The 24,129-nt window shown below is 58.5% G+C and carries 21 protein-coding genes, 2 tRNA genes and 3 rRNA genes; 10 read left to right on the forward strand and 16 right to left on the reverse strand.

Translation table 11 applies throughout. The features are described 5' to 3' along the window. The first annotated feature begins 83 nt into the window (after nt 1-83). The gene (locus tag KSS96_RS09965; RefSeq protein WP_017530353.1) at nt 84-809 is read left to right on the forward strand and encodes a UTRA domain-containing protein; all 726 of its coding nucleotides are present in this window, start codon (nt 84-86) and stop codon (nt 807-809) included. Here KSS96_RS09965 and KSS96_RS09970 read toward each other — a convergent pair. The 10 genes from KSS96_RS09970 to soxR form a co-directional block, all read right to left on the reverse strand. Beyond that, the gene (locus KSS96_RS09970; RefSeq protein WP_217856056.1) at nt 790-1,704 is read right to left on the reverse strand and encodes a metal ABC transporter solute-binding protein, Zn/Mn family; all 915 of its coding nucleotides are present in this window, start codon (nt 1,702-1,704) and stop codon (nt 790-792) included. The two genes, KSS96_RS09965 and KSS96_RS09970, sit on opposite strands and share 20 nt — an antisense overlap. Beyond that, nucleotides 1,704-2,603 carry a metal ABC transporter permease gene (locus KSS96_RS09975; RefSeq protein WP_017530355.1) on the reverse strand — a complete coding sequence of 300 codons (900 nt, stop codon included), beginning with the start codon at nt 2,601-2,603 and terminating at the stop codon, nt 1,704-1,706. Before KSS96_RS09975 ends, KSS96_RS09970 begins: the two co-directional genes overlap by 1 nt. Further along, entirely contained in the window at nt 2,600-3,346 is a 747-nt protein-coding gene (locus KSS96_RS09980) for a metal ABC transporter ATP-binding protein (RefSeq protein WP_017530356.1), read from the reverse strand. The genes KSS96_RS09975 and KSS96_RS09980 overlap by 4 nt, the downstream gene beginning before the upstream one ends. Continuing rightward, nucleotides 3,343-4,263 (reverse strand): metal ABC transporter substrate-binding protein, encoded by a 921-nt coding sequence (locus KSS96_RS09985; RefSeq protein ID WP_017530357.1) that lies wholly within the window; start codon nt 4,261-4,263, stop codon nt 3,343-3,345. The genes KSS96_RS09980 and KSS96_RS09985 overlap by 4 nt, the downstream gene beginning before the upstream one ends. Before the next feature lie 19 nt (nt 4,264-4,282). Next, the gene (locus KSS96_RS09990; protein ID WP_135196739.1) at nt 4,283-4,843 is read right to left on the reverse strand and encodes a DUF6162 family protein; all 561 of its coding nucleotides are present in this window, start codon (nt 4,841-4,843) and stop codon (nt 4,283-4,285) included. Continuing rightward, a complete protein-coding gene (locus KSS96_RS09995; RefSeq protein WP_065876944.1) occupies nt 4,840-5,169 on the reverse strand; it encodes a hypothetical protein in 330 nt (109 codons plus the stop codon). Before KSS96_RS09995 ends, KSS96_RS09990 begins: the two co-directional genes overlap by 4 nt. After that, nucleotides 5,166-5,705, reverse strand: a complete 540-nt coding sequence (locus tag KSS96_RS10000; protein ID WP_017530360.1) for a PA2404 family protein — start codon at nt 5,703-5,705, stop codon at nt 5,166-5,168. Before KSS96_RS10000 ends, KSS96_RS09995 begins: the two co-directional genes overlap by 4 nt. Then, nucleotides 5,702-6,904 (reverse strand): PepSY-associated TM helix domain-containing protein, encoded by a 1,203-nt coding sequence (locus tag KSS96_RS10005; protein WP_017530361.1) that lies wholly within the window; start codon nt 6,902-6,904, stop codon nt 5,702-5,704. The genes KSS96_RS10000 and KSS96_RS10005 overlap by 4 nt, the downstream gene beginning before the upstream one ends. A gap of 257 nt (nt 6,905-7,161) precedes the next feature. Continuing rightward, nucleotides 7,162-7,620, reverse strand: a complete 459-nt coding sequence (locus KSS96_RS10010; protein ID WP_017530362.1) for a VOC family protein — start codon at nt 7,618-7,620, stop codon at nt 7,162-7,164. An 89-nt stretch (nt 7,621-7,709) separates the two neighbouring features. Next, complete coding sequence (gene soxR / locus KSS96_RS10015) at nt 7,710-8,150, reverse strand: redox-sensitive transcriptional activator SoxR (RefSeq protein WP_017530363.1); 441 nt, start codon at nt 8,148-8,150, stop codon at nt 7,710-7,712. A 98-nt stretch (nt 8,151-8,248) separates the two neighbouring features. Between soxR and KSS96_RS10020 the strand changes: the two genes are divergently transcribed. Continuing rightward, on the forward strand, nt 8,249-8,614 hold the full coding sequence (locus KSS96_RS10020) for an antibiotic biosynthesis monooxygenase (protein ID WP_017530364.1): 366 nt from the start codon (nt 8,249-8,251) through the stop codon (nt 8,612-8,614). On the opposite strand, the gene KSS96_RS10025 is transcribed toward KSS96_RS10020, so the two are convergent. The 4 genes from KSS96_RS10025 to msuE all read right to left on the reverse strand — a co-directional run bounded on the left by KSS96_RS10025 (nt 8,603) and on the right by msuE (nt 12,707). Further along, nucleotides 8,603-9,706 carry a sigma-54 interaction domain-containing protein gene (locus tag KSS96_RS10025; RefSeq protein WP_217856058.1) on the reverse strand — a complete coding sequence of 368 codons (1,104 nt, stop codon included), beginning with the start codon at nt 9,704-9,706 and terminating at the stop codon, nt 8,603-8,605. The genes KSS96_RS10020 and KSS96_RS10025 overlap by 12 nt on opposite strands. 12 nt (nt 9,707-9,718) lie before the next feature. Then, nucleotides 9,719-10,870 carry an acyl-CoA dehydrogenase family protein gene (locus tag KSS96_RS10030; RefSeq protein ID WP_175404178.1) on the reverse strand — a complete coding sequence of 384 codons (1,152 nt, stop codon included), beginning with the start codon at nt 10,868-10,870 and terminating at the stop codon, nt 9,719-9,721. Between the two features lie 121 nt (nt 10,871-10,991). Continuing rightward, nucleotides 10,992-12,134: an FMNH2-dependent alkanesulfonate monooxygenase gene (gene ssuD / locus KSS96_RS10035; RefSeq protein ID WP_017530367.1), complete on the reverse strand. Its 1,143-nt coding sequence runs from the start codon at nt 12,132-12,134 to the stop codon at nt 10,992-10,994. A 9-nt stretch (nt 12,135-12,143) separates the two neighbouring features. After that, nucleotides 12,144-12,707 carry an FMN reductase gene (gene msuE, locus KSS96_RS10040; RefSeq protein WP_068932389.1) on the reverse strand — a complete coding sequence of 188 codons (564 nt, stop codon included), beginning with the start codon at nt 12,705-12,707 and terminating at the stop codon, nt 12,144-12,146. A 398-nt stretch (nt 12,708-13,105) separates the two neighbouring features. Here msuE and KSS96_RS10045 point away from each other — a divergent pair, with 398 nt between their 5' ends. From KSS96_RS10045 to KSS96_RS10055, 3 genes are all read left to right on the forward strand, one after another. Next, nucleotides 13,106-13,375, forward strand: coding sequence for a hypothetical protein (locus KSS96_RS10045; RefSeq protein ID WP_026067463.1), 270 nt, complete (start codon nt 13,106-13,108; stop codon nt 13,373-13,375). Between the two features lie 233 nt (nt 13,376-13,608). After that, nucleotides 13,609-14,769 (forward strand): cysteine desulfurase family protein, encoded by a 1,161-nt coding sequence (locus KSS96_RS10050; RefSeq protein WP_065876947.1) that lies wholly within the window; start codon nt 13,609-13,611, stop codon nt 14,767-14,769. A gap of 36 nt (nt 14,770-14,805) precedes the next feature. Further along, on the forward strand, nt 14,806-16,614 hold the full coding sequence (locus KSS96_RS10055; protein WP_116079469.1) for an aminopeptidase P family protein: 1,809 nt from the start codon (nt 14,806-14,808) through the stop codon (nt 16,612-16,614). Between the two features lie 118 nt (nt 16,615-16,732). Here the strand turns inward: KSS96_RS10055 and KSS96_RS10060 are convergent, their stop codons facing one another. Continuing rightward, on the reverse strand, nt 16,733-17,014 hold the full coding sequence (locus tag KSS96_RS10060; protein WP_017530372.1) for a hypothetical protein: 282 nt from the start codon (nt 17,012-17,014) through the stop codon (nt 16,733-16,735). A gap of 164 nt (nt 17,015-17,178) precedes the next feature. After that, nucleotides 17,179-18,066, reverse strand: a complete 888-nt coding sequence (rhtA, locus tag KSS96_RS10065; protein WP_017530373.1) for a threonine/homoserine exporter RhtA — start codon at nt 18,064-18,066, stop codon at nt 17,179-17,181. Between the two features lie 639 nt (nt 18,067-18,705). On the opposite strand from rhtA, the gene KSS96_RS10070 reads away from it, so the two are divergent. The 5 genes from KSS96_RS10070 to rrf all read left to right on the forward strand — a co-directional run bounded on the left by KSS96_RS10070 (nt 18,706) and on the right by rrf (nt 23,906). Next, a 16S ribosomal RNA gene (locus KSS96_RS10070) occupies nt 18,706-20,242 on the forward strand. Between the two features lie 82 nt (nt 20,243-20,324). Continuing rightward, nucleotides 20,325-20,401: transfer RNA gene (locus tag KSS96_RS10075), tRNA-Ile, on the forward strand. A gap of 30 nt (nt 20,402-20,431) precedes the next feature. Continuing rightward, nucleotides 20,432-20,507, forward strand: a tRNA-Ala gene (locus tag KSS96_RS10080). A gap of 234 nt (nt 20,508-20,741) precedes the next feature. Then, a 23S ribosomal RNA gene (locus tag KSS96_RS10085) occupies nt 20,742-23,633 on the forward strand. Between the two features lie 157 nt (nt 23,634-23,790). Continuing rightward, nucleotides 23,791-23,906: ribosomal RNA gene (rrf, locus tag KSS96_RS10090) — 5S ribosomal RNA — on the forward strand. The 16S, 23S and 5S rRNA genes sit together here with 2 tRNA genes alongside, the layout of an rRNA operon. The last annotated feature ends 223 nt before the right edge of the window (nt 23,907-24,129 follow it).

The raw sequence follows: 24,129 nt of genomic DNA on the forward strand, positions 1-24,129 counted from the left end.
GCTTGCACGCAGCCACAAGAGCCCGATTGCGGAGCGTTTTATGCACCTGAACGGTGCTGGTCTAGTCCAGATAGGTAACGTTGATGCGCGATGAGGCAATCAAGGCGGTAACCTCCATCGGCCTGGCGCTGCAAGAGCAGATCGACCACGGCCTGTTGCCGCCTGCAAGCAAATTGCCCGCCGAGCGCAAGCTCAGCGAGTTGTTTGGTACCACTCGAATCACCGTGCGTGAAGCCTTGTTACAACTGGAGGCCCAAGGCCAGATTTATCGCGAGGAGCGCCGTGGCTGGTTCGTTTCGCCGCCCCGGCTGGCCTACAACCTGATGCAGCGCAGCCACTTTCACGCCATGGTCAATGACCAGGGGCGCGTGGCCTCGACCGAAGTGATTTCTGCGCGGTTGCAACCTGCGTCGGCGGCGGTGTGTGCGTGGTTGCAACTGCCGGCGCTGTCCAGTGTGATCCAGATCTGCCGGGGCCGGCGGATAGACGGGCGTTTGGTGTTGTACGTGGAGCACTATCTGAACCCGCAGTATTTTCCGGGGATTCTTGAGTGCGACCTTAATCAGTCGATGACCGAGTTGTACGCCCGCAAGTACAACTTGCATTACGGGCGGGTGCGTTTCGAGATTGTTCCGACTTCACTGCCGGTGGAAGCCGCCGCCGCATTACGCGTGTCGGTGGGCAGCCCGGGCTTGCGTATCGCCCGGGTCAATTACGACCAGCATCAGCGGTTGATCGATTGCGACCTGGAGTTCTGGCGGCATGATGCGATCCATGTGGGCGTGGATGTCATGGGGTCAGCGCCTTGATCACCTGATCCACATTGGTTTCCAGCTCTGATACCGGATCGGCGCCGTCGACATTCAGTACCAACAATGTCGAGCCGCCTTCGGTGATGGCGGTTTTCACTGCCTCACTGGGCTGGCGATGATGCAGCACGACCGCGACGTCGTTGGCCTTCAGCTCGGCGCTGAGTTTTTGCAGCGCTTGAGGCGTCCAATCGGCATCCGGCCGTGCGTCGGTGCTGACCAGCTCCAGGTTCAGGCTGCTGAGCAGGTATGCGAAGTGATCGCTCAAGCTGACCACGCTCAGGTTGTCCGCCTTGGCCAGTCGCGCTTCGCTGTCGGCGGTGAGCTTGAGCAGGCGTTGCTTGAGTACGGCCAGGTTGGCGTCGATTTTCGCCTTGGCACCCGGTGCCAGGCGGCTCAGGTCGGCAGCCATGACGTCGGCCATGCGCCCCAGGTTGTTGCTCGATTGCCAGGGCTGGCTGTTCAAACCGTCGGCAACGCCGGGCTGCACCGCGATCCCAGGCAAGCCGCCATCCACCGGGCGCGCGGCGTCGACTTCGACGATGCGGATGTTGCTGCGCCGAGCCACCGGGTACAGCGGGTCATCCGCCCACAGCGAGCGCAGGCCGATGGCGGCGTCGGCATCCTGGGCCAGCGCGTTCAATGCCGGCGCGCCACGCCCGGTGAAGTACGACACCTGGCGTGAGCCAGGCAGGTTGGCCGGTGCCGCGCGCTCCAGTTGCACGTCGGTGCCCTTGAGCAGTACCTCGGCCAGGCCATAGGTGATTGGCAGCGAGGCCAGCACTTTGACGGGTTTAGCGGCGTGCGCAGCCGGTTTGGCGGGCAGGGCGGCCATCAATGGCGTAGTGGCTAAACAGGCGATGGCGAGGGCCAGAGGCTGAAGAACAGAGCGCATTATCCAAGGTTCCCTTTAAGGCTGGGCACGGTACCGCGCGCAATGGCGGCGAGGGCGAAAGCGATACCGGCCATCAGAATGATCGCCGCGCCGGAGGGGATGGGCAGGTCGAAGATGATCGGTAACAGGATCCCGCATAGGGTGCTGACGGTGGCGATCACCACCGAGACCCAGAAGAAGCCTTTGAGCGACTGGCTCAACAGCCGCGCCGCCGCCGCGGGAATCACCAGCAGGGCGCCCACCAGGATCGCGCCGATGACCTTGACCGCAGCCACGGTGATCAGTGTCACCAGGATCACGAACAGGTAATCGAGTGTCTTCACCGCCACGCCGCGCACCGCCGCCAGCTGCGGGTTGAAGCTGGCCAGCATGATGCGGTTGTACAGCGGCAGCGCCAGGGCCATCACCAGTGAACCGACAATGGCCAGCACCAGCAGGTCATTGCCGTTGACGGTCAACACTGAGCCGAACAACACGTTTTCCAGGATATGCACGTTGATCTTGCCCGCCAGGATCAGCAGCAGGCTCGCGCCCAACGCCAGGGAAACCGACAGGAACACGCCGATCAAGGTGTCCGGCGCCAGGCCGGTGCGGTTGCGCAGGTAGTTGAGCAGGATGCCGAACAGCAGGCAGTAGCCGAACAGGCTGCCGTAGGGGCCGGTATAGGGCTCGCCGAGCAGAATGCCCACGGCCACGCCGGTCAGTGCGGCATGGCCGACCGCTTCGGAGAAGAACGCAAAGCGCTTGACTACCACCAACGTGCCCAGGCCGCCCAACACCGGGCCGATCAGCAGGCCGGCGAGCAGGGCGTTGACCACAAAGCCGTAGGCCAGCGCCTCCGGCAGGTAGCCGGAGGAAGCCCAGCCCTGGACCATCAGGCGAAATGCTTCATAACTCATTGCGCCGGGCTCCGAGGGTGGGTGGAAAACAGGCTCAGCAGGCGCTCCGGGGTCAGTGCCTGTTTGGGGGTGGCGTCGAACAGCACGCGGCGGTTGAGGCCGGTGACACGGTCAGCCAGGCGGCCGACGGCTTCCAGGTCGTGTTCGATCCACAGTACGGTGATCCCGGCCAGGCGCCAGTCATTGAGCAGCCGCTCGAAGACCTGGATGCCCGCCTCATCGAGGGCCGACATCGGTTCATCCAGTACCAGCAAGTGCGGTGCGGGGATAAGGCCTTGGGCCAGTAATACACGCTGTCGCTCGCCGCCGGACAACGCGCCCATGCGCCGCTTGCGTTTGTCCTGCATGCCGACCCGTTCCAGGGCTTCGCCAATCGCGGCGGCGTAATGTTTGGACAAACCCAGAAACGCCGGACGCCGCTGGCACATGGCAGCCATGAAGTCGTCCACGGTCATCGGCAAGCCACGGTCAAATTCCAGTGCCTGGGGCACATAACCGATGGTGCCGGGCGTGGTCGGCCATTCCAGGCTCAAACGCCCCTGGTGCGGCGTTTGCCCCAACAGGGTCTTGATCAGCGAGCTTTTACCGCCGCCGTTGGGGCCGACCAGGGCGTGGATGCTGCCCGGCTGCACCTGGAAACACACACTATCGAGAATTACGGTGCGGCCCAGCGTCAGGGATACCTTGTCGAACTCAACGGTCGGGCCGACGCAGGCCATCTTGAGTTGCTCAGCCGCCGTCATGCGCCCGACTCCTGAATCGCGCGGACCACCGTGTTGAGGTTGCCGGTCATCTCCACTTCGTACTTTTCAGCGCTGTATTCGCCGTAGGAAATATGCGACAGCGGGTACAGCTTGACCCCGGATTCGCGCTGGATGGTGTCGACGTAAGTGGACGGGAAATCCATTTCCGAAAAGATCACCTTTACGTCCAGGGCGCGCAGTTCGTCGATCGTCTTTTTCAACTGGCTGGGGCTCGGCTCGATACCGTGCGCCGGTTCGACCACGGCTGTGACTTCCAGGCCGAACTCACGCAGCAGGTAGTCGTAGGCCGCATGTACGGTGGCCACGCGCAGGTCCGGGTTGGGCGCGCTGGTGAGCTTGGCCAGGGCATCGGCGCGCATCTGGCGCAGGCGCTTGCCGTAGGCGCGCGCGTTCTGGGTGTAGGTCTTGGCGTTGTCCGGGTCGAGTTTGCCCAACTCGCGGGCAATGTTGTTGACCTGGGCAATCGATGCACTGATCGACAGGAAGGTGTGCGGGTTGACCACCTTGCCCGCACCGCGCGCGGCATTACCGGTAGCGGCCAGCAGTGGCACGTTGGCGTTGGCTTCGATCACCGGGATGTCCGGGCGCTCGCTGGTGGCGATCATGCGGTCGGCGAAGTCGTCATGGCCAACGCCGTTGAGCACGATCACGTCCAGGGTGCCGATGCGCTTGATGTCTTCGGCGCGCGGCTCGTAGGCATGGGGGTTGAAACCGGCCGGAATCAGCGGCACCACGTCGGCCTTGTCGCCAACGATATTGGTCACATAGCTGTAGTAAGGGTGCAGGGTGATGCCGATACGCAGGCGTTTGGCGGCCTCGGCATTAGCCAGGGGAGCAAGCATCAGGCTGAACAGGCTGACCAGCAACAGACGCAACAAGGGAGATGAAATAGACATGGGCAATCGGTCTTCTCGTTCAGTGACGGTGCTGGCGGGTAACGCCGGCATCGAATTGCGCGACCACTTGCTGCCAGCCCGCCGCGATCAGCGCCTGGTCAGTGAGGTCGGAAGGGGCGGGGAGGTCCTGGCGGCGGTTGAGCCAGATATCCGGCTCGGTGCCCTGCACGCGCATCAGCAGTGAACCGCTGGTGCTCGGCGCCTGGCTCAAGCCCACATACGCCGAAGGCGCCAGCAACCGCCAGCGATGGTCGCCACGGCTGACCGAACTGGCATCCTGAGCGAAGGGCGCGAAGCCTTCTTCGGCCAGTTGTTCAGGCGTCGGCAGCGCGCTTTGCTCTTCTTGCAGCAGATGGATTTCGTCCAGGGTTACCCGCAGGTCTGCGTAGATTCCTTGTTCAGCGGCGTTCAGGTCACGGCGTGCGTCCAACTGGTGGCTGGGTAGCGCGGCGACTTCCCGGGGCTCACCGTGCATCACCACCACGGTGCCGGCCACCGCGAGGATGATCAGGCACAGCAGCAGGACGTAGAGGGTTTCGTGGCCGGCCCCGGCGGGTCGTACAACCTGTGTGGTACTCATTGTGGCTGGATATCCGCTTGGTCGATTTCCACGACGTGGCCGGGGCCGGCATCAAACAGCACATAGAATTCGGCCGACGGTTTCTTGAATGTCAGGGTGGAATCCTCGCCGAGCTTGCCGGGCACCAGGATCGTTTCGTCGTAGCCGATCACATCCAGGGTCACCCCCGGTGCGCCGCTGCCATCGGAGAAGCCGCCTTTGCACTGGATCTGTTCGCCGGGGATTTCCTTGCACTCGCACATCGGGTTGTGGGCCAGGGCGGTGTTGCTCAAACCGGCACACAGCAATAGCGCGGCACCGGCACGTGTCAGGCGCTTGAATGTCATGGTTTAACTCCTTGCTTGTTCAGCCAGGCGATGGTGGCAGGCGAGGCCTGGCTCAGCGGGATGGAACCCTGGTGCATGCTGCCGTCCCAGCCTTCCATGGTGACCCACAGTTCGGCGTCGGCGGGGGTGCGTTCCGGTATCGGCAAGGCGGCACCCATGCGGTACGGCGTGCCGAAGAAGATCACGCCGGCGGCGCGCAGGCTGCGCGGTTTGCCGATGCGCAGGTACGTGGCCTTGACCTGATCGGCGCAGGTGCCGCACAAGGCGGCGTTGAAGGCCTTCATGGGACCGGCAGGGTCCGGGCGCGGGCCTTCATTGCGGAACTCGGCGAGGGTCAGGCTCCAGGGACCGACCTGCACGTCACCGGCCACGCGCTCGCCAATGCCGGTGTCGCCGCGAAACAGTGCGGCATCGGCGAAGTACTTGGGCATGAAGCCCAAAGGGACCAGCAGCAGCAATATATTGATGTGGAAGCGCCACTTGAGCCAAAAGGTGCGCAGCGGTGAGGACGGTTTAGCGACGGCGACCTTGCTCATGGCTTGGCCTCCGACGTTTCAGCCTGCATCGCTGGAATGGACAGGGGCTTGCGCTGTTGCTTGGTTTCGCGCTTGAGGGCGTTGAGCGTGGCCAGGGCCGTGCGCTTGGTCCAGATCAGCAGGCCGCTCAAGACCATCATGCTCAGCACGAGGCCGAAGAATGCCCAGATGAGCTTGACCCACAGCCCGCCGAAGTCGCCGGTGTGCAGCGGGCGCATGGATTCGGTGACGAACTCGAGCGCGGTGCGGTCGGACAGCAGGTGCGAGACAGCGATTTCGCCGTTATAGGGGTTGAGTTGGGCGGTCTGGTACATCAGCGGGTACCAGCCCCGCCCGCCGATCTGCAGGTGGCTGTAGGCGTTGAGGGGAAGGCTGACGAAACTCGCTTCCAGGCCTGGGATGCGCTGGGTCGCGATCTTGATGGCGTCATCCAGGGGAATCATGGGGGCCGGCACGCCGGGCGCCGAACCAGGTACGTTCTCCCGCGCGATCACGGGGACAATGGGTTCGCTGGAGATTGATATCTGGTTATCGCCCAACATCGCCTGGATCAAAAACCAGGTACCGGTGATGGAGATCACCGCGATAAACCAAATGGACCAGATACCACTGAGGCGGTGAAAATCCCCCCAGAAGATCCGCGCCCCGTGCCGGATGCGCAGGGTCGGCTTGAGAAACCCTTTCCAGAAGCGCTTGTACACCACCAGCCCGGTAACCAGCGACGCCAGCATCGGCAAGCCGAGCAGTGACACCAGGTACCAGCCCCAACTGTAGCCATTGGTGAACGGTACCAGCCACCAGCCGTGGAGCGCGCGGGTGAACTGCCGGAAATCGAACGAGGGGCTGATGCCCTGGATCGCCCCGGTGTACGGGTTGACGTAGACCTCTACCGAGCGACCGTCGGGGTAGCTGAGGTCGACACTCAGGGCAAAGTGCGACTCGTCCGGACGGCTGAGAGACTGCACGATCACTTCAGGCTCGGCGCGCTTGATGGCGCGGATGACCTGGTCGTAGCTCAGCGGTTCGGCATCATCCGAAGGCTTGCTTGCGCGGATGTCCGGGTTGGCCAGCCAGACGATTTCCTGGCTGACCACCGCCAGGGTCCCGGTGACGCAGACGATCAGTACAAAGAACCAGATGGGCAACGCCAGCCAGCTATGTACCAGAAACCAGAGTTTTGAGCGTGACTTCTTCGACATGTGAATGAGGGTCTTGATCGGAGGGGGGCGATGGAGGCCCGGAAAAGGCCAGTCGTAGCTTTTGCTTACGCGACAGGCTGTATCTAAGTTAAGACGGATGAGAATGAGAAATCCCTAAGCCTTAAATGAAATAAAATGTTTCAGCGGCTGGGATCAAGGAGATGGGGGGCTTTCGCGAAGATGGCGGCCCTCTAGAAAGGGAGCCTGCTGCGCAGAAAGGGCGGGGCCCTCGCCGCAGCAAGCTCCCATGTGGGTGGTCAGCTCTGCTGGAACATCTTTTTGGCACGCTCGTGAATCTGCTGCTCGGTAAGGTCTTCCTTATGGGTGGCCAGGAACCAGAGATGGCCGTAAGGATCCGTTACACTCGCGGAGCGGTCGCCATAGAACTGGTCCTTGGGTTCGGACACCACCGTGGCACCGGCAGCGACAGCTTTTTTGAACTGCGCGTCGACGTCTTCCACATACAGATGCAAGCCGACACTGGTGTGTTCTGCCGGATTGCGCAGGGCCATTTCATCGCAAGGCGAACCCAGCATGATCGGCGAGCCGCCAATGCGCAGCTCGGCGTGGCCGACCTTGCCGTCGGGCATGTCCAGGCGCATGACTTGGGTGGCGTCAAAGGCCTTTTTGTAAAACTCGATGGCATCGGAGGCTTTGTCGATGCCCAGGTAGGGCGTGATGCCGTGATAGCCCTCGGGGATAGGTTTAACGTTCATAGCGTTCTCCTTGATTGGCTTTGCGAAGGGGTGGCTTTTTCACTATAGGCCACGCCAATCAAGGGCTCCGTGGCTCCCGACAAGAAGACTTAGCTGGGCTCGAGCAATTGCGCTCCCGGCCCACGTTCACCCAGTTGATCGTCCTGGTTGCGCAGCGGGCAGGCCTCCAGCGACAAACACCCGCAACCGATGCAGCCGTTGAGCTTGTCGCGTAGCAGCAACAGCTTGTTGATGCGCTCATCCAAGTCTTCGCGCCACTGCGCCGACAGACGCTCCCAGTCTTTGGCGGTGGGCGTGCGGCCATCGGGCAGCGCCTGCAGCGCTTCGCCGATGGTGGCGAGCGGAATGCCCAAGCGCTGCGCGATCTTGATCACCACGACGCGGCGCAATACATCCCGCGGATAGCGCCGTTGATTACCGGCGTTGCGCCGACTGGTGATCAGCCCCTTGGTTTCGTAAAAGTGCAGGGCCGTGACCGCTACGCCGCTGCGTGCAGCCAATTGGCCAACGGTGAGTTCCTTGGCGACCATAAAGCTCCGATTAAACGCTTGACCTTGACTTAACTGGAGGTTTTACCCTGCGTGGCATCGAATCGCAAGATTCTGCCTACAGCAAGAGGGGAGTTTTCATGCAGGTATTGGAGAGGAATTGCAGTTTCACTCAACTGATCGAGTTTCATATCGAACCCCAGCAACAAGGCGCGTTGGTGGCGGCCTTATCCACCCAGAGCGAGCGCCTGGCCCAGGGCCATGTCGGATTCTTGAGTGCGAGTGTGCAGGTCAGCGACGACGGGCGGCGGGTGCTCAACTATTTGCAATGGCAGTCCCGCGCGGACGGTGAGGCGGCGTTCAAGCGTTTTGAGCAGGGCGACGAAGATTTCTGGACGCTGATACGCGCCCATCAGGCCACGGCCGTGACCTTTGGTTCGTTCCAGGTGCTGCGCAGCTTTGAGCGCAGTCATGACAACGCCTTGCACTGCCGCCTATATGGATAGGTGCAGCATTCGCTCACCCTGGATATTTTCCCCGGGGCGGCGTTTGTTCACCGCCAGTTCGCCAATTTTGATCAGGCGCGTACGCGTGACATTACGGCTCAGGCCCAGCAGGTTGGCGGTGTGCACCTGGTTGTAATGACTGAAGCGATAGGCCGCGCGCAGCAGCGCGTCCTCGACCTTTTCATGCAGCGCGCCGGCCTGTTCTTCGAAGAGTTTTTGGAAGGCGCGCTCCAATAAGGCCTCGGCGCTATTGTCGGCAGTGTGCTGGCCGTCATCCTGGCGCTCGATGCGCATGTTCGACAGGCGCAAGTCGTCGCGTTCGATCACGCCGTTGCGGCAGATCAGCAAGGTGTGGTGAATCACGTTCTCCAGCTCGCGGATATTGCCCGGCCAACTGTAGCTTTTGAGCTTGTGCTCGGCCTCGCGGCTGATGGTGATCGGGCCATAGCCCAGGCGCTGGCTATAGGCTTCGATAAAGTGTCGGGTCAGCGGCAGGATATCGCCGGGGCGGTCGCGCAACGGGCTGAGTTCCAGGCTGACGACATCGAGACGGTAATAGAGGTCCTCGCGAAAGTGCCCGGCATTGATGGCTTTTTCCAGTTGCACGTTGGTCGCGGCCAGTACGCGCACATCAATAGGAATGCTCTTGCGCGAACCCAGGCGCACCACTTCGCGTTCCTGTAATACGCGCAACAATTTGACCTGGATCGCCATCGGTAAATCACCGATTTCGTCCAGGAACAGGGTGCCGCCGTCGGCCTCTTCGAACCAGCCGGCCTTGGCGCTGAGGGCGCCGGTGAAGGCGCCTTTTTCATGGCCGAACAGTTCGGCTTCCACCAGTGATTCAGAGAACGCGCCGCAGTTCACTGCCACGAACGGCCGGTTACGCCGCGCGCTGAGGTTATGAATGTGGCGCGCCACCAGCTCTTTACCGGTGCCGGTTTCGCCGATGATCAGCACGCTGGCTTCGCTGGGCGCCACTTGCTGGATATGGTCGAGCAGCGCCTGGGATTTCGGGTCTTCGAAAACCTGAGCGGTGGCGCGGATCGACGTCGCGAGGGCGGGCGAGGGCGGTAAGGTTAAAAGCTGCATGGGCACCTCTTCTTATGAGTAGAACGTTGGAGTCGGCAGGGCCTGGTTTAACGCCCAGTCCCCGAGTTCGTGGAGTTTGTAGTCCACCGGGTCGTGCAGGGTTTGTGTCCGCAGGTTGCGCCAGTGACGGTCCAGGCGCAGGGAGGCATGGGTGGAGCGCGCGCCGGTGACTTCAAACAGGCGGCTGCACAGGTCCAGGCCCTGGCGTGTGGCGGCGACCTTGGCGGTAGCGATGGCAATCGCCAGTTGGCCGCGTTCGTGTTCGCTTAGAGTTGGGCCTTTGGCCCACGCTTGGTCCAGCAACCCGGCGGCACGTTCCACCAAAAGGCGCACGCCTTCCAATGCGACCCAGAACTCGCCGTAGTGGTGCAGCACGTAAGGGTCCTGGCGCACGTCTTCGGCTGATGATTTGTGCCAGGCCCGGGTTTCGGTGAGGGTGTAATTGCGTGCTTCGTCAAAAGCACCTTCGGCAATGCCGAGAAACATATGTGTGAACGTCAGTTGGGCGATCAACGGACGCAAGCAGGCGAAGGGTGTGCTCAGTGGGCCTGGGTCGAGCAGTAACTCCGACTCTTCGACGCGTACCCGCTCAAAGCTGGCGCTGCCGCTGTCGGTCTGGCGCTGGCCGATATTGTTCCAGTCATTGTGTAAGGTGATGCCGCTGCGCCCGCTGGGGATGGCGGCGATGAGCAGCTTGCCGCCGGCGTTTTCGTCGACCGCCGAGGCGATCAGCATTTCCGAGTCGCTGGCGCCGGAGCAGAAACTCTTCTTGCCCGAGAATTCGCGCCAGCCACCGAAGTCTTTGACCACGGTGCGCGTATCCAAGGGGTTGAGGGCGTTGCCCCAGAACCAGTTTTTGCGTGCGGTTTGTTCGAACCAGGGTTGCCATTGGTCGGGGCGCGAAAACAGGCGCACGGTGGCGAGCATCAGGTGGTGGAAGCCGAAGACATGGGCGATGGAACTGTCGACCTTGGCTAATTCGCGCACGATGCCCAGGGTTTCGCTCCAGCGCGCGCCGAGGCCGCCATATTGGGTGGGAATGCTCAGGGCCAGCAGGCCGCTGTGGCGCAGGGCATCGCGTTCGGCCTTGGGGGTGCCACCGCGCTCGTCGCGTTCGACGGCGCTGAGGGCGAACTCGGCGGCCAGCAGTTTGGCGGTCTGCATCGGGGATGGCAGGACGCTGTGAGGTTTGGCTGTCACGCGGTGTTCCTCAAATGTCTATGTGGCAATGAGGCTGAATGTGGAGCGGGCTTGTTCGCCCCACTTAGAGCCGATCTCACTGAACTCAGGCCTTGGTCGTCGGCAACACATCGTTGGCAATCATTTCGCCGAACGGGCCAGTGAGGTTGGTGATGCCACGCCCGGCGAGGCTGGCGTAAGGTTCCGGCAGCAGCGGGAACACCAGCTCGGCAAAGCGGTAGGCCTCTTCCAGATGCGGGTAGCCGGAGAAGATGAAGCTCTCGATGCCCAGGTCGGCGTATTCCTTGATGCGCGCGGCCACTTGTTGCGGGCTGCCCACCAGCGCGGTGCCCGCGCCGCCGCGCACCAGCCCGACCCCGGCCCACAGGTTGGGGGCGATTTCCAGGTTGTCGCGGCGCCCATCATGCAGGGCCGCCATGCGGCGCTGGCCTTCGGAATCAAAACGCGAGAAGGATTTTTGCGCGGCGGCGATGGTTTCGTCGCTGATGTGCTCTATCAGTTTTTCGGCGGCTTTCCATGCGTCCTCTTCGGTTTCGCGCACGATTACATGCAGGCGAATGCCGAACTTCACCGTACGCCCGTGACGAGCGGCGCGTTCACGCACATCCGCGAGTTTTTCCGCGACGGCGGCGGGGGGCTCGCCCCAGGTCAGGTAGACGTCCACCTGTTCGGCGGCGAGGTCATGGGCGGCGTCGGACGAACCGCCGAAGTACAGCGGTGGGTAAGGTTTTTGCACCGGAGGGTAAAGCGCCTTGGCGTTCTGTACGCGCAGGTGTTTGCCTTCGAAATCCACCGATTCGCCCTGCAAAACGCGGCGCCAGATCTTCAGGAACTCGTCGGAGACTTCGTAGCGTTCGCTGTGGTCGAGGAAGCTGCCGTCGCCACGGTTCTCGTCGGGGTCACCGCCGGTGACGACATTGATCAGCAAGCGGCCGTTGGACAGGCGATCCAGAGTGGCGGCCATGCGCGCGGAAACCGTGGGCGAGATGATGCCTGGACGAATCGCCACCAGGTAGCGCAGGCGTTCTGTCAGTGGTACCAGCGCCGAGGCGATGACCCAGGAGTCTTCGCACGAGCGTCCGGTAGGAATCAACACGCCGTGATAACCCAGGCTGTCAGCCGCCTGGGCGACTTGTTTCAGGTAATTGAGGGTAACGGGCCGTGCACCTTGGGTGGTGCCCAAGTAATGGCCGTCGCCATGTGTCGGTAAAAACCAGAAAACATCCATGACCAATCCTTAAGCGATTTTCAGCAGAGAGGATGAGTGCGCTGCAAATAAAGGCGCTGCGCGTTCTGCCGCAAGGCGTATCCGGCCCTTCAGGGGCTCGCTGGTTATTTGGTAGTCGGTGAAGTCGGCCTCGGTGGCGTACACGCCGATCGGCAAGGTCAGCGCCTGGAAGAAACTGAACAACGGCCTTAGCTGGTGATCGAGAACCAGGGCGTGGCGTTCGCTGCCGCCTGTGGCTGCGAGCAATACCGGTGTGTTGATCAGTGCGTTGAGACCGATCAGGTCGAACAAGTGCTTGAGCAGGCCGGGGTAGGACCCGCGATAGACCGGCGCGGCGACGATCAGCAGGTCGGCCTGTTCGATGGCCAGCAGTTGCGCTTCGACGTCGGCGGGCAGTTCGTCTCGGGACAGCGCACCGCCCAATGGTCGGGCAATGTCGCCCAGCTCGATCAGCGTGGTCTGGATCGGCAACAGATTGGCCAGTTCGACCAGCACGGCCTGGGTCAGTACCAGGGTGCGGGACGGACGCCAGGTTCCGCCGGAGAGGGCAACGACATTCAGGGGACGCGTCATGAACAGTTCCTTTTCAACAGTGGTTCAAAGCAGGTGAGGTGCGAGGTGTTGAGCAAGAGCTGTACCAACGAGTGCAGGCCTTGATTGGCGGGGGCTGCGGGCTCACTGCTGAAAAATGCTGCTGTTGTCTGCCTGCTGATTTGTTGAAGGGCTGTTGCCTGGGCAACAGTTGCTCGGCGAACAGTGCCGCTGTGCTGTGAAGCTATTTATAGAGGCTTATTGTTATTCCGTAAATTAATGTATTTACATATTTATAGATCATAAAGATATAAATGCGGCGGACTATTGAAGGTGCCTTGGCGGTTGATAGCGACTATCACGTGAGGTGATTTTTCACCGGGACGGGCCGCGAGTAGCCTGTGTTCATTGACTCGAAACCTCCTTTGCAGGCCAACGCCATGAACCGATTTCTCGCCGTTTCCTTATTGTTTGTCACCGCTGTCCTCGCCGGGTGTGCGACCCATCCTTCGCCCGAGTTGCGTCCTTACACGGCTGAAGAAACCAGGCAACTGGCTCTCGAAGCACTGAGCCGTCGCGGCTTATCGTTTGATGAATATCAACAGCAGCGCGCTGCACTGACTGGCCAGCCACAGAAGCCCTTTGGTTTTGATCGCCAGGGTGAAATGAACGCCGAACGTAGCGTGACATTGCATGGTCGTCCCAGTTGAGCCGGTGCTCAGCGGCAAAAAGCCCGAGGTTTCCCCTAAGGAACCTCGGGCTTTTTGTTTGCCCTGGCGTTACTTCAGCCTGTTAAGCTGAATTTCAGGAGCGTTCCTACGCACATTTACATAAAGTGGTCCTTCTTTAACGGCATTCGATCGGGTAAACCTGACGACCTCTGTTTCTGGTCGATGCCCCTGAGACGCTGCTCTCGGGAACCTGCTCTGCGAGTCTTTACGTCATGAATAAACGTCCGTTGTATTTCGACTATGCCGCCACCACCCCGGTGGATGAGCGGGTCATCCAGGTAATGGTCGAGTGCCTGGGCTTCAACGCCAATTTTGGTAACCCCGCGTCCAGTTCCCATGCGTTTGGCCAGGCGGCCCGGCAAACGGTTGAACTGGCACGGCTGCAGGTGGCCGAGTTGGTGGGCGCCCAGCCTGAACAGATTGTGTGGACTTCTGGCGCGACTGAATCCAACAACCTCGCTATCAAGGGTGTCGCCCAGGCGCGCGGCGTTGCGGGCGGGCACATCATCACCAGCCAGATTGAACACAAGGCCACCCTGGACACCGCGCGACAGTTGCAGGAGAGCGGCGTGGCCGTGACCTACCTGGTGCCGGACGCCGATGGGCTGATCAGTGCCGAAGCCGTCAGTGAAGCGTTGCGTGACGACACTTTCCTGGTCTCCTTGATGCTGGTGAATAACGAACTGGGCACCCTGAACGACATCCCCGCCATTGGCGCGCGCGTACGTGAGCACGGCGCACTGTTGCATGTGGATGCGGCGCAAGGGGCGGGCAAAGTGGCTATCGACCTAGCGCAATGGCCAGTGGATTTGATGTCGTTTTCGGCGCACAAGCTGTATGGCCCCAAGGGGATCGGTGCGTTGTATGTCGGGGCGCGGGCGCAGCAGAAAGTGTTGGCGCAGATTCATGGTGGTGGTCACGAGGGCGGTCTGCGCTCCGGGACTTTGGCGACCCATCAGATTGCCGGTATGGGCAAGGCGTTTGCTTTGGCGGCGCAGTCGTTTGCCGAGGAGAAAGCACTGATTGTCGGGTTGCGTCAGCGCCTGTTGGATCAGTTGGCGTCGGTTGCCGGTGTGCGCCTTAATGGCAGCGCCACGCAGCGTATCCCCCATACCCTGAGCCTGACCTTCAGCGAAGGTGAATTCAATTCTGCGGCATTGAGCGTGGGTATGGCGTTTTCCGCGACATCGGCGTGCAACTCCGCGAGCAATGCGCCATCCCACGTGCTGCTTGCCCTGGGCCACGACGCGCGCAGCGCTGGCCGGACCATTCGCTTGAGCCTGGGCCGGTTTACCACCGAGCAGGACATCGATCAGGCCGTGCAACTGATCAAGGCCGCGCTCGCCAGTGCACCGGCGTTCTGGGCCGTCTGATTTCTACAATAATTATGAGTGTTTACAGGAGACACAATGAGTACGCAGCCTTTGACCCATGGAACGGTTCCCCAGCGCTTGGCGCGCATCCGTGAACTGATGAGTCGCGAGGGCATTCATGCCTTGCTGGTGCCATCGGCTGATCCCCACCTGTCCGAGTATTTACCGGGTTACTGGCAAGGGCGCCAATGGTTGTCGGGTTTCCATGGCTCGGTGGGGACGTTGATTGTCACTGCGGATTTCGCCGGTGTGTGGGCCGATAGCCGTTACTGGGAGCAGGCAACCAAGGAACTCAAGGGCAGTGGCATCGAGTTGGTGAAGCTGCAACCGGGCCAGCCTGGGCCACTGGAGTGGCTGGCCGAGCACACCCCGGAAGGCGGCGTGGTGGCGGTGGACGGTGCCGTAATGGCGGTGGCTTCGGCGCGCACCTTGAGCGGTAAGCTGGCGGAGCGCGGCGCGCGACTGCGCACCGATATCGATTTGCTCGATGAAGTCTGGCAAGGCCGCCCGGCGCTGCCGAACCAACCGATCTATGAGCATCTTCCGCCGCAGGCAACCGTCAGCCGTGGTGAAAAACTCGCCGCACTGCGCGCCAGTTTGCAAGAGAAGGGGGCCGACTGGCATTTCATCGCCACCCTGGATGACATCGCCTGGCTGTTCAACCTGCGTGGCGGCGATGTTTCGTTTAACCCGGTGTTTGTGTCGTTCGCGCTGATCAATCAGCAGCAGGCGACGTTGTTTGTGGCACTAGACAAGGTCAATGCCGAGTTGCGCGCTGTGCTTGAACAGGACGGCGTAACGCTATGTGACTACAGCAAAGTGGCGGCTGCCTTGCGCGAGGTCCCATCGGGTGCAAGCTTGCAGGTTGACCCGGCCCGTGTCACCGCGGGCTTGCTGGAAAACCTGGTGGGCGGCGTCAAGCTGATCGAAGGGCTTAACCCGACCACGCTGGCCAAATCCCGCAAGAGTTTGGCGGATGCGGAACATATCCGACAGGCCATGGAACAGGACGGCGCGGCCTTGTGCGAATTCTTCGCCTGGCTGGACAGCGCGCTGGGGCGTGAGCGCATCACTGAACTGACCATTGACGAACATCTCACGGCTGCGCGTACTCGCCGCCCTGGTTATGTATCACTGAGTTTCAACACCATTGCAGCGTTCAACGCCAATGGGGCAATGCCGCATTACCATGCAACCGAAGAAGAACACGCCGTGATCGAAGGCGACGGGTTGCTGCTGATTGACTCGGGTGGCCAGTATCTGGGCGGTACGACGGATATCACGCGGATGGTGCCCGTCGGTACGCCGAGTGAAGAACAGAAGCGTGACTGCACACGTGTGTTGAAGGGCGTCATAGCACTGTCCCGGGCCCATTTTCCCAAAGGGATTCTGTCGCCGCTGCTGGACTCCATTGCTCGCGCGCCAATCTGGGCCGAAGGCGTGGATTACGGCCACGGTACTGGGCACGGCGTAGGTTATTTCCTTAATGTGCACGAGGGTCCGCAGGTGATTGCCTATCAGGCCGTCGCTGCCCCGCAAACCGCGATGCAGCCGGGGATGATTACGTCGATCGAGCCCGGTACTTACCGTCCTGGTCGTTGGGGGGTACGTATCGAGAACCTGGTATTGAACCGCGAAGCGGGCAAGACCGAATTTGGTGAGTTCCTTAAGTTTGAAACCTTGACGTTGTGCCCGATCGACACCCGTTGCCTGGAAACTTCGTTGCTCACACAGGATGAGCGTGAGTGGTTCAATGCCTACCATGCCGAAGTGCGTGAACGGCTGAGTCCATTGCTTAATGGTGCTGGGTTGCAATGGTTGCAGACGCGTACGGCGGCTATTTGATCGGTTGCAGTTCAGGCACGACAGCAAACGCCCAGCGCTGGAAACGGCGCTATGCGATTAAGTAGACGGGTTTGCGCGGTGGGGCGACGGAGCAGTCGCGAGTGGACTGCTCGGTCGATTATCTGCAAATGACGATCATGCTGCGGCTGGTATAGCCCGCTGGGTTGAGGCCGAAGGGGTAGTCCCCTGGCTCCTCTGAATTGTCACCGGACTTAGCGATAACTCGGTAGCCCTTGGCGCCGCAAGAGTTGGTTGCACTCGTGTAGCACTGGTCCCAGGAGGAAGACAGGCCGGAACAGTTGATATGCAGTCCTTTTTTGCCCCGCTTTACTTCTGTCTTGGTCGTCGCGGCACAACCTGCAATGGCCACGACGATTAACAGCATCAAAATTCGCTTCATTCCTATCCTTAATAACCGCTTCGCATTGCTTGAAGCAGGCTTTACTCGCTCTCGAGTGTAGCGTTCGCGCTGTCCTTGTCGAAAATCTCCATGAATGACATTCGTTTGCAGGCTAAACATGGCCTAAATGGGCGGCAAATACTAGAGCGACCTTCAAAGATGATTCAGTCCACCGGTACCAGCGGCTTTGTCTCATTGCGCATCGTCAGCGTCGCACCTACCGAGGCCATGATGATGCACGTTATAGCCAGCCATTGCGCCAGGGACAGGTGTTCCTGCAGGAAGAGCAGGCCAGAGAGTGCGCCGAATGCCGGCTCAATGCTCATAAGGGTGCCGAAAGTACGCGCGGGCAAGCGCGTCAGTGCCACCATCTCCAAGGTGTAGGGCAGGGCGGTGGACAGTATGGCGACGCCGATGGCGACCGGGATCAACGCGGGCGTCAGCAACGCACTGCCGGCGTGCACAATACCGATAGGTGCCACAAACAGTGCGGCGATCATTACGCCGAGGGCGGCGGTCTGGACGCCGTTGTCGTTACCGGCCTTCTGTCCGAACAGAATGTAGAGGGCCCAGCAAACGCCTGCGCTTAAGGCATAGGCCGCTCCGAGCAAGTCGATGCCGCTGCTGGCTTCCCCTAGGGGAATCAACAGGAGCAGGCCGATGATCGCGAGGCCAATCCACAAGAAGTCTATTGCTCGTCGCGACGCGTAGATGGCTACCGCGAGTGGCCCAGTGAATTCAAGGGCGACTGCGATACCTAGTGGGACGCTGCGCAAGGACATATAGAAGAGGAAGTTCATGCCGCCCAATGCCATCCCGTAAATGATCACGGTGCGCAGGGACTTGGCTGTCAGGCTGGCGCGCCATGGGCGCAAGATGAGCAGCATGATCACACTGGCAAAAATCAAACGCAGGGTTGTAGTGCCTTGTGCGCCGACAATAGGGAACATGCTCTTGGCCAGCGAGGCGCCGGACTGAATGGAGGCCATGGCGATCAGCAGCAGTCCGACTGGGAACAATGCCGAAGCCAGGCTGCGGGGGGAGGTGGTCATTGGGGGAGATCCGGATCATGAGTGAGTAGCAGAGGGCGTTATGATGCTTAACTGTTTTAAATTGAGCAATATATTGCTCAATATTAGGGTTGGGTTTTTTATATAGATAGAACGTTCTTAGGATTTAAGGCTGTCTGATAGAAAAACAAAATTAACGCTTGACCGCAGATTCTGGAAGCCTATAATTCGCCCCACTTCCGGCGCAGTCGAAACGGAAAACTCCTTGGTAAACAATGAGTTACGCAGTTTTCGGCAGCAAGTTGCTTCAGTTCATCGAAGCCAAAAGGAAGTTGAAAAAGAGGTGTTGACAGCAGCGTGTAACGCTGTAGAATTCGCCTCCCGCTGACGAGAGATCGGAAGCGCAAGTGGTTGAAGTTGTTGAAGAAATCTTCGAAAGCTTCTGAAAATAACCGCTTGACAGCAAATGAGGCTGCTGTAGAATGCGCGCCTCGGTTGAGACGAAAGCTCTTAACCAACCGCTCTTTAACAACTGAATCAAGCAATTCGTGTGGGTGCTTGTGGAGTCAGACTGATAGTCAACAAGATTATCAGCATCACAAGTTACTCCGCGAGAAATCAAAGATGTAACCAACGATTGCTGAGCCAAGTTTAGGGTTTCTTAAAAACCCAAAGATGTTTGAACTGAAGAGTTTGATCATGGCTCAGATTGAACGCTGGCGGCAGGCCTAACACATGCAAGTCGAGCGGTAGAGAGAAGCTTGCTTCTCTTGAGAGCGGCGGACGGGTGAGTAATGCCTAGGAATCTGCCTGGTAGTGGGGGATAACGTTCGGAAACGGACGCTAATACCGCATACGTCCTACGGGAGAAAGCAGGGGACCTTCGGGCCTTGCGCTATCAGATGAGCCTAGGTCGGATTAGCTAGTTGGTGAGGTAATGGCTCACCAAGGCGACGATCCGTAACTGGTCTGAGAGGATGATCAGTCACACTGGAACTGAGACACGGTCCAGACTCCTACGGGAGGCAGCAGTGGGGAATATTGGACAATGGGCGAAAGCCTGATCCAGCCATGCCGCGTGTGTGAAGAAGGTCTTCGGATTGTAAAGCACTTTAAGTTGGGAGGAAGGGCAGTTACCTAATACGTGATTGTTTTGACGTTACCGACAGAATAAGCACCGGCTAACTCTGTGCCAGCAGCCGCGGTAATACAGAGGGTGCAAGCGTTAATCGGAATTACTGGGCGTAAAGCGCGCGTAGGTGGTTTGTTAAGTTGGATGTGAAATCCCCGGGCTCAACCTGGGAACTGCATTCAAAACTGACTGACTAGAGTATGGTAGAGGGTGGTGGAATTTCCTGTGTAGCGGTGAAATGCGTAGATATAGGAAGGAACACCAGTGGCGAAGGCGACCACCTGGACTGATACTGACACTGAGGTGCGAAAGCGTGGGGAGCAAACAGGATTAGATACCCTGGTAGTCCACGCCGTAAACGATGTCAACTAGCCGTTGGGAGCCTTGAGCTCTTAGTGGCGCAGCTAACGCATTAAGTTGACCGCCTGGGGAGTACGGCCGCAAGGTTAAAACTCAAATGAATTGACGGGGGCCCGCACAAGCGGTGGAGCATGTGGTTTAATTCGAAGCAACGCGAAGAACCTTACCAGGCCTTGACATCCAATGAACTTTCTAGAGATAGATTGGTGCCTTCGGGAACATTGAGACAGGTGCTGCATGGCTGTCGTCAGCTCGTGTCGTGAGATGTTGGGTTAAGTCCCGTAACGAGCGCAACCCTTGTCCTTAGTTACCAGCACGTCATGGTGGGCACTCTAAGGAGACTGCCGGTGACAAACCGGAGGAAGGTGGGGATGACGTCAAGTCATCATGGCCCTTACGGCCTGGGCTACACACGTGCTACAATGGTCGGTACAGAGGGTTGCCAAGCCGCGAGGTGGAGCTAATCCCATAAAACCGATCGTAGTCCGGATCGCAGTCTGCAACTCGACTGCGTGAAGTCGGAATCGCTAGTAATCGCGAATCAGAATGTCGCGGTGAATACGTTCCCGGGCCTTGTACACACCGCCCGTCACACCATGGGAGTGGGTTGCACCAGAAGTAGCTAGTCTAACCTTCGGGAGGACGGTTACCACGGTGTGATTCATGACTGGGGTGAAGTCGTAACAAGGTAGCCGTAGGGGAACCTGCGGCTGGATCACCTCCTTAATCGACGACATCAGCTGCTCCATAAGTTCCCACACGAATTGCTTGATTCATTGAAGAAGACGATAAGAAGCAGCCCGAAATTGGGTCTGTAGCTCAGTTGGTTAGAGCGCACCCCTGATAAGGGTGAGGTCGGCAGTTCGAATCTGCCCAGACCCACCAATTTTGTGTGGGAAACGCCTGTAGAAATATGGGGCCATAGCTCAGCTGGGAGAGCGCCTGCCTTGCACGCAGGAGGTCAACGGTTCGATCCCGTTTGGCTCCACCACTACTGCTTCTGACGTATGAAAGCTTAGAAATGAGCATTCCATCCTAGCGATGGTGAATGTTGATTTCTAGTCTTTGATTAGATCGTTCTTTAAAAATTTGGGTATGTGATAGAAAGATAGACTGAACGTTACTTTCACTGGTAACGGATCAGGCTAAGGTAAAATTTGTGAGTGATTACAGATTTTCGGCGAATGTCGTCTTCACAGTATAACCAGATTGCTTGGGGTTATATGGTCAAGTGAAGAAGCGCATACGGTGGATGCCTTGGCAGTCAGAGGCGATGAAAGACGTGGTAGCCTGCGAAAAGCTTCGGGGAGTCGGCAAACAGACTTTGATCCGGAGATGTCTGAATGGGGGAACCCAGCCATCATAAGATGGTTATCTTGTACTGAATACATAGGTGCAAGAGGCGAACCAGGGGAACTGAAACATCTAAGTACCCTGAGGAAAAGAAATCAACCGAGATTCCCTTAGTAGTGGCGAGCGAACGGGGACTAGCCCTTAAGTGGCTTTGAGATTAGCGGAACGCTCTGGAAAGTGCGGCCATAGTGGGTGATAGCCCTGTACGCGAAAATCTCTTAGTCATGAAATCGAGTAGGACGGAGCACGAGAAACTTTGTCTGAATATGGGGGGACCATCCTCCAAGGCTAAATACTACTGACTGACCGATAGTGAACTAGTACCGTGAGGGAAAGGCGAAAAGAACCCCGGAGAGGGGAGTGAAATAGATCCTGAAACCGTATGCGTACAAGCAGTGGGAGCCCACTTTGTTGGGTGACTGCGTACCTTTTGTATAATGGGTCAGCGACTTATTTTCAGTGGCGAGCTTAACCGAATAGGGGAGGCGTAGCGAAAGCGAGTCTTAATAGGGCGTCTAGTCGCTGGGAATAGACCCGAAACCGGGCGATCTATCCATGGGCAGGTTGAAGGTTGGGTAACACTAACTGGAGGACCGAACCGACTACCGTTGAAAAGTTAGCGGATGACCTGTGGATCGGAGTGAAAGGCTAATCAAGCTCGGAGATAGCTGGTTCTCCTCGAAAGCTATTTAGGTAGCGCCTCATGTATCACTGTAGGGGGTAGAGCACTGTTTCGGCTAGGGGGTCATCCCGACTTACCAAACCGATGCAAACTCCGAATACCTACAAGTGCCGAGCATGGGAGACACACGGCGGGTGCTAACGTCCGTCGTGAAAAGGGAAACAACCCAGACCGTCAGCTAAGGTCCCAAAGTTATGGTTAAGTGGGAAACGATGTGGGAAGGCTTAGACAGCTAGGAGGTTGGCTTAGAAGCAGCCACCCTTTAAAGAAAGCGTAATAGCTCACTAGTCGAGTCGGCCTGCGCGGAAGATGTAACGGGGCTCAAACCATACACCGAAGCTACGGGTATCACGTAAGTGATGCGGTAGAGGAGCGTTCTGTAAGCCTGTGAAGGTGAGTTGAGAAGCTTGCTGGAGGTATCAGAAGTGCGAATGCTGACATGAGTAACGACAATGGGTGTGAAAAACACCCACGCCGAAAGACCAAGGTTTCCTGCGCAACGTTAATCGACGCAGGGTTAGTCGGTCCCTAAGGCGAGGCTGAAAAGCGTAGTCGATGGAAAACAGGTTAATATTCCTGTACTTCTGGTTATTGCGATGGAGGGACGGAGAAGGCTAGGCCAGCTTGGCGTTGGTTGTCCAAGTTTAAGGTGGTAGGCTGGAATCTTAGGTAAATCCGGGATTCTAAGGCCGAGAGCTGATGACGAGCTAACTTTTAGTTAGCGAAGTGGTTGATGCCATGCTTCCAAGAAAAGCTTCTAAGCTTCAGGTAACCAGGAACCGTACCCCAAACCGACACAGGTGGTTGGGTAGAGAATACCAAGGCGCTTGAGAGAACTCGGGTGAAGGAACTAGGCAAAATGGCACCGTAACTTCGGGAGAAGGTGCGCCGGTGAGGGTGAAGGACTTGCTCCGTAAGCCCATGCCGGTCGAAGATACCAGGCCGCTGCGACTGTTTATTAAAAACACAGCACTCTGCAAACACGAAAGTGGACGTATAGGGTGTGACGCCTGCCCGGTGCCGGAAGGTTAATTGATGGGGTTAGCTAACGCGAAGCTCTTGATCGAAGCCCCGGTAAACGGCGGCCGTAACTATAACGGTCCTAAGGTAGCGAAATTCCTTGTCGGGTAAGTTCCGACCTGCACGAATGGCGTAACGATGGCGGCGCTGTCTCCACCCGAGACTCAGTGAAATTGAAATCGCTGTGAAGATGCAGTGTATCCGCGGCTAGACGGAAAGACCCCGTGAACCTTTACTATAGCTTTGCACTGGACTTTGAATTTGCTTGTGTAGGATAGGTGGGAGGCTTTGAAGCGTGGACGCCAGTCTGCGTGGAGCCAACCTTGAAATACCACCCTGGCAACTTTGAGGTTCTAACTCAGGTCCGTTATCCGGATCGAGGACAGTGTATGGTGGGTAGTTTGACTGGGGCGGTCTCCTCCTAAAGAGTAACGGAGGAGTACGAAGGTGCGCTCAGACCGGTCGGAAATCGGTCGTAGAGTATAAAGGCAAAAGCGCGCTTGACTGCGAGACAGACACGTCGAGCAGGTACGAAAGTAGGTCTTAGTGATCCGGTGGTTCTGTATGGAAGGGCCATCGCTCAACGGATAAAAGGTACTCCGGGGATAACAGGCTGATACCGCCCAAGAGTTCATATCGACGGCGGTGTTTGGCACCTCGATGTCGGCTCATCACATCCTGGGGCTGAAGCCGGTCCCAAGGGTATGGCTGTTCGCCATTTAAAGTGGTACGCGAGCTGGGTTTAGAACGTCGTGAGACAGTTCGGTCCCTATCTGCCGTGGACGTTTGAGATTTGAGAGGGGCTGCTCCTAGTACGAGAGGACCGGAGTGGACGAACCTCTGGTGTTCCGGTTGTCACGCCAGTGGCATTGCCGGGTAGCTATGTTCGGAATAGATAACCGCTGAAAGCATCTAAGCGGGAAACTAGCCTCAAGATGAGATCTCACTGGAACCTTGAGTTCCCTGAAGGGCCGTCGAAGACTACGACGTTGATAGGTTGGGTGTGTAAGCGCTGTGAGGCGTTGAGCTAACCAATACTAATTGCCCGTGAGGCTTGACCATATAACACCCAAGCAATTTGACTACTCGAAAGAGCATCAGATTGCGGTGTGTGAAGACGAAACGAACCGAAAGTTTGTAACTCACAAAACACCGACTGCTGTCACATACCCGATTTGCTGAAGCGAGGCCATCTGGTCACGAGTCAGTACCCGAATTTCTTGACGACCATAGAGCATTGGAACCACCTGATCCCATCCCGAACTCAGTAGTGAAACGATGCATCGCCGATGGTAGTGTGGGGTTTCCCCATGTGAGAGTAGGTCATCGTCAAGATTAAATTCCGAAACCCCATTTGCGAAAGCAGATGGGGTTTTGTTTTGGGCGCTCGGAAAGTGCAAGAAGCTCGTGCAACCATCCTGACAAAAAAGATTTTTCAACATGCCATTGGGGGAAAACGATGCAAAGTGTTTCTGCATTTTTGGTATGGTGCAGCACATTTTCACAAGGACTGATTTTTATCCGCAGGATGCGGCGTCGACCTTCTTCAAAGAGATGC

The sequence above is a fragment of the Pseudomonas asgharzadehiana genome (assembly GCF_019139815.1).
Lineage (GTDB): Bacteria > Pseudomonadota > Gammaproteobacteria > Pseudomonadales > Pseudomonadaceae > Aquipseudomonas > Aquipseudomonas asgharzadehiana.

Bases quoted from the DNA above. Each gene is read 5' to 3' on its own strand.
- KSS96_RS09965 (WP_017530353.1), top strand. From the start codon at position 84: ATGCGCGATGAGGCAATCAAGGCGGTAACCTCCATCGGCCTGGCGCTG.
- KSS96_RS09970 (WP_217856056.1), bottom strand. From the start codon at position 1,704: ATGCGCTCTGTTCTTCAGCCTCTGGCCCTCGCCATCGCCTGTTTAGCC.
- KSS96_RS09975 (WP_017530355.1), bottom strand. From the start codon at position 2,603: ATGAGTTATGAAGCATTTCGCCTGATGGTCCAGGGCTGGGCTTCCTCC.
- KSS96_RS09980 (WP_017530356.1), bottom strand. From the start codon at position 3,346: ATGACGGCGGCTGAGCAACTCAAGATGGCCTGCGTCGGCCCGACCGTT.
- KSS96_RS09985 (WP_017530357.1), bottom strand. From the start codon at position 4,263: ATGTCTATTTCATCTCCCTTGTTGCGTCTGTTGCTGGTCAGCCTGTTC.
- KSS96_RS09990 (WP_135196739.1), bottom strand. From the start codon at position 4,843: ATGAGTACCACACAGGTTGTACGACCCGCCGGGGCCGGCCACGAAACC.
- KSS96_RS09995 (WP_065876944.1), bottom strand. From the start codon at position 5,169: ATGACATTCAAGCGCCTGACACGTGCCGGTGCCGCGCTATTGCTGTGT.
- KSS96_RS10000 (WP_017530360.1), bottom strand. From the start codon at position 5,705: ATGAGCAAGGTCGCCGTCGCTAAACCGTCCTCACCGCTGCGCACCTTT.
- KSS96_RS10005 (WP_017530361.1), bottom strand. From the start codon at position 6,904: ATGTCGAAGAAGTCACGCTCAAAACTCTGGTTTCTGGTACATAGCTGG.
- KSS96_RS10010 (WP_017530362.1), bottom strand. From the start codon at position 7,620: ATGAACGTTAAACCTATCCCCGAGGGCTATCACGGCATCACGCCCTAC.
- soxR (WP_017530363.1), bottom strand. From the start codon at position 8,150: ATGGTCGCCAAGGAACTCACCGTTGGCCAATTGGCTGCACGCAGCGGC.
- KSS96_RS10020 (WP_017530364.1), top strand. From the start codon at position 8,249: ATGCAGGTATTGGAGAGGAATTGCAGTTTCACTCAACTGATCGAGTTT.
- KSS96_RS10025 (WP_217856058.1), bottom strand. From the start codon at position 9,706: ATGCAGCTTTTAACCTTACCGCCCTCGCCCGCCCTCGCGACGTCGATC.
- KSS96_RS10030 (WP_175404178.1), bottom strand. From the start codon at position 10,870: ATGCAGACCGCCAAACTGCTGGCCGCCGAGTTCGCCCTCAGCGCCGTC.
- ssuD (WP_017530367.1), bottom strand. From the start codon at position 12,134: ATGGATGTTTTCTGGTTTTTACCGACACATGGCGACGGCCATTACTTG.
- msuE (WP_068932389.1), bottom strand. From the start codon at position 12,707: ATGACGCGTCCCCTGAATGTCGTTGCCCTCTCCGGCGGAACCTGGCGT.
- KSS96_RS10045 (WP_026067463.1), top strand. From the start codon at position 13,106: ATGAACCGATTTCTCGCCGTTTCCTTATTGTTTGTCACCGCTGTCCTC.
- KSS96_RS10050 (WP_065876947.1), top strand. From the start codon at position 13,609: ATGAATAAACGTCCGTTGTATTTCGACTATGCCGCCACCACCCCGGTG.
- KSS96_RS10055 (WP_116079469.1), top strand. From the start codon at position 14,806: ATGAGTACGCAGCCTTTGACCCATGGAACGGTTCCCCAGCGCTTGGCG.
- KSS96_RS10060 (WP_017530372.1), bottom strand. From the start codon at position 17,014: ATGAAGCGAATTTTGATGCTGTTAATCGTCGTGGCCATTGCAGGTTGT.
- rhtA (WP_017530373.1), bottom strand. From the start codon at position 18,066: ATGACCACCTCCCCCCGCAGCCTGGCTTCGGCATTGTTCCCAGTCGGA.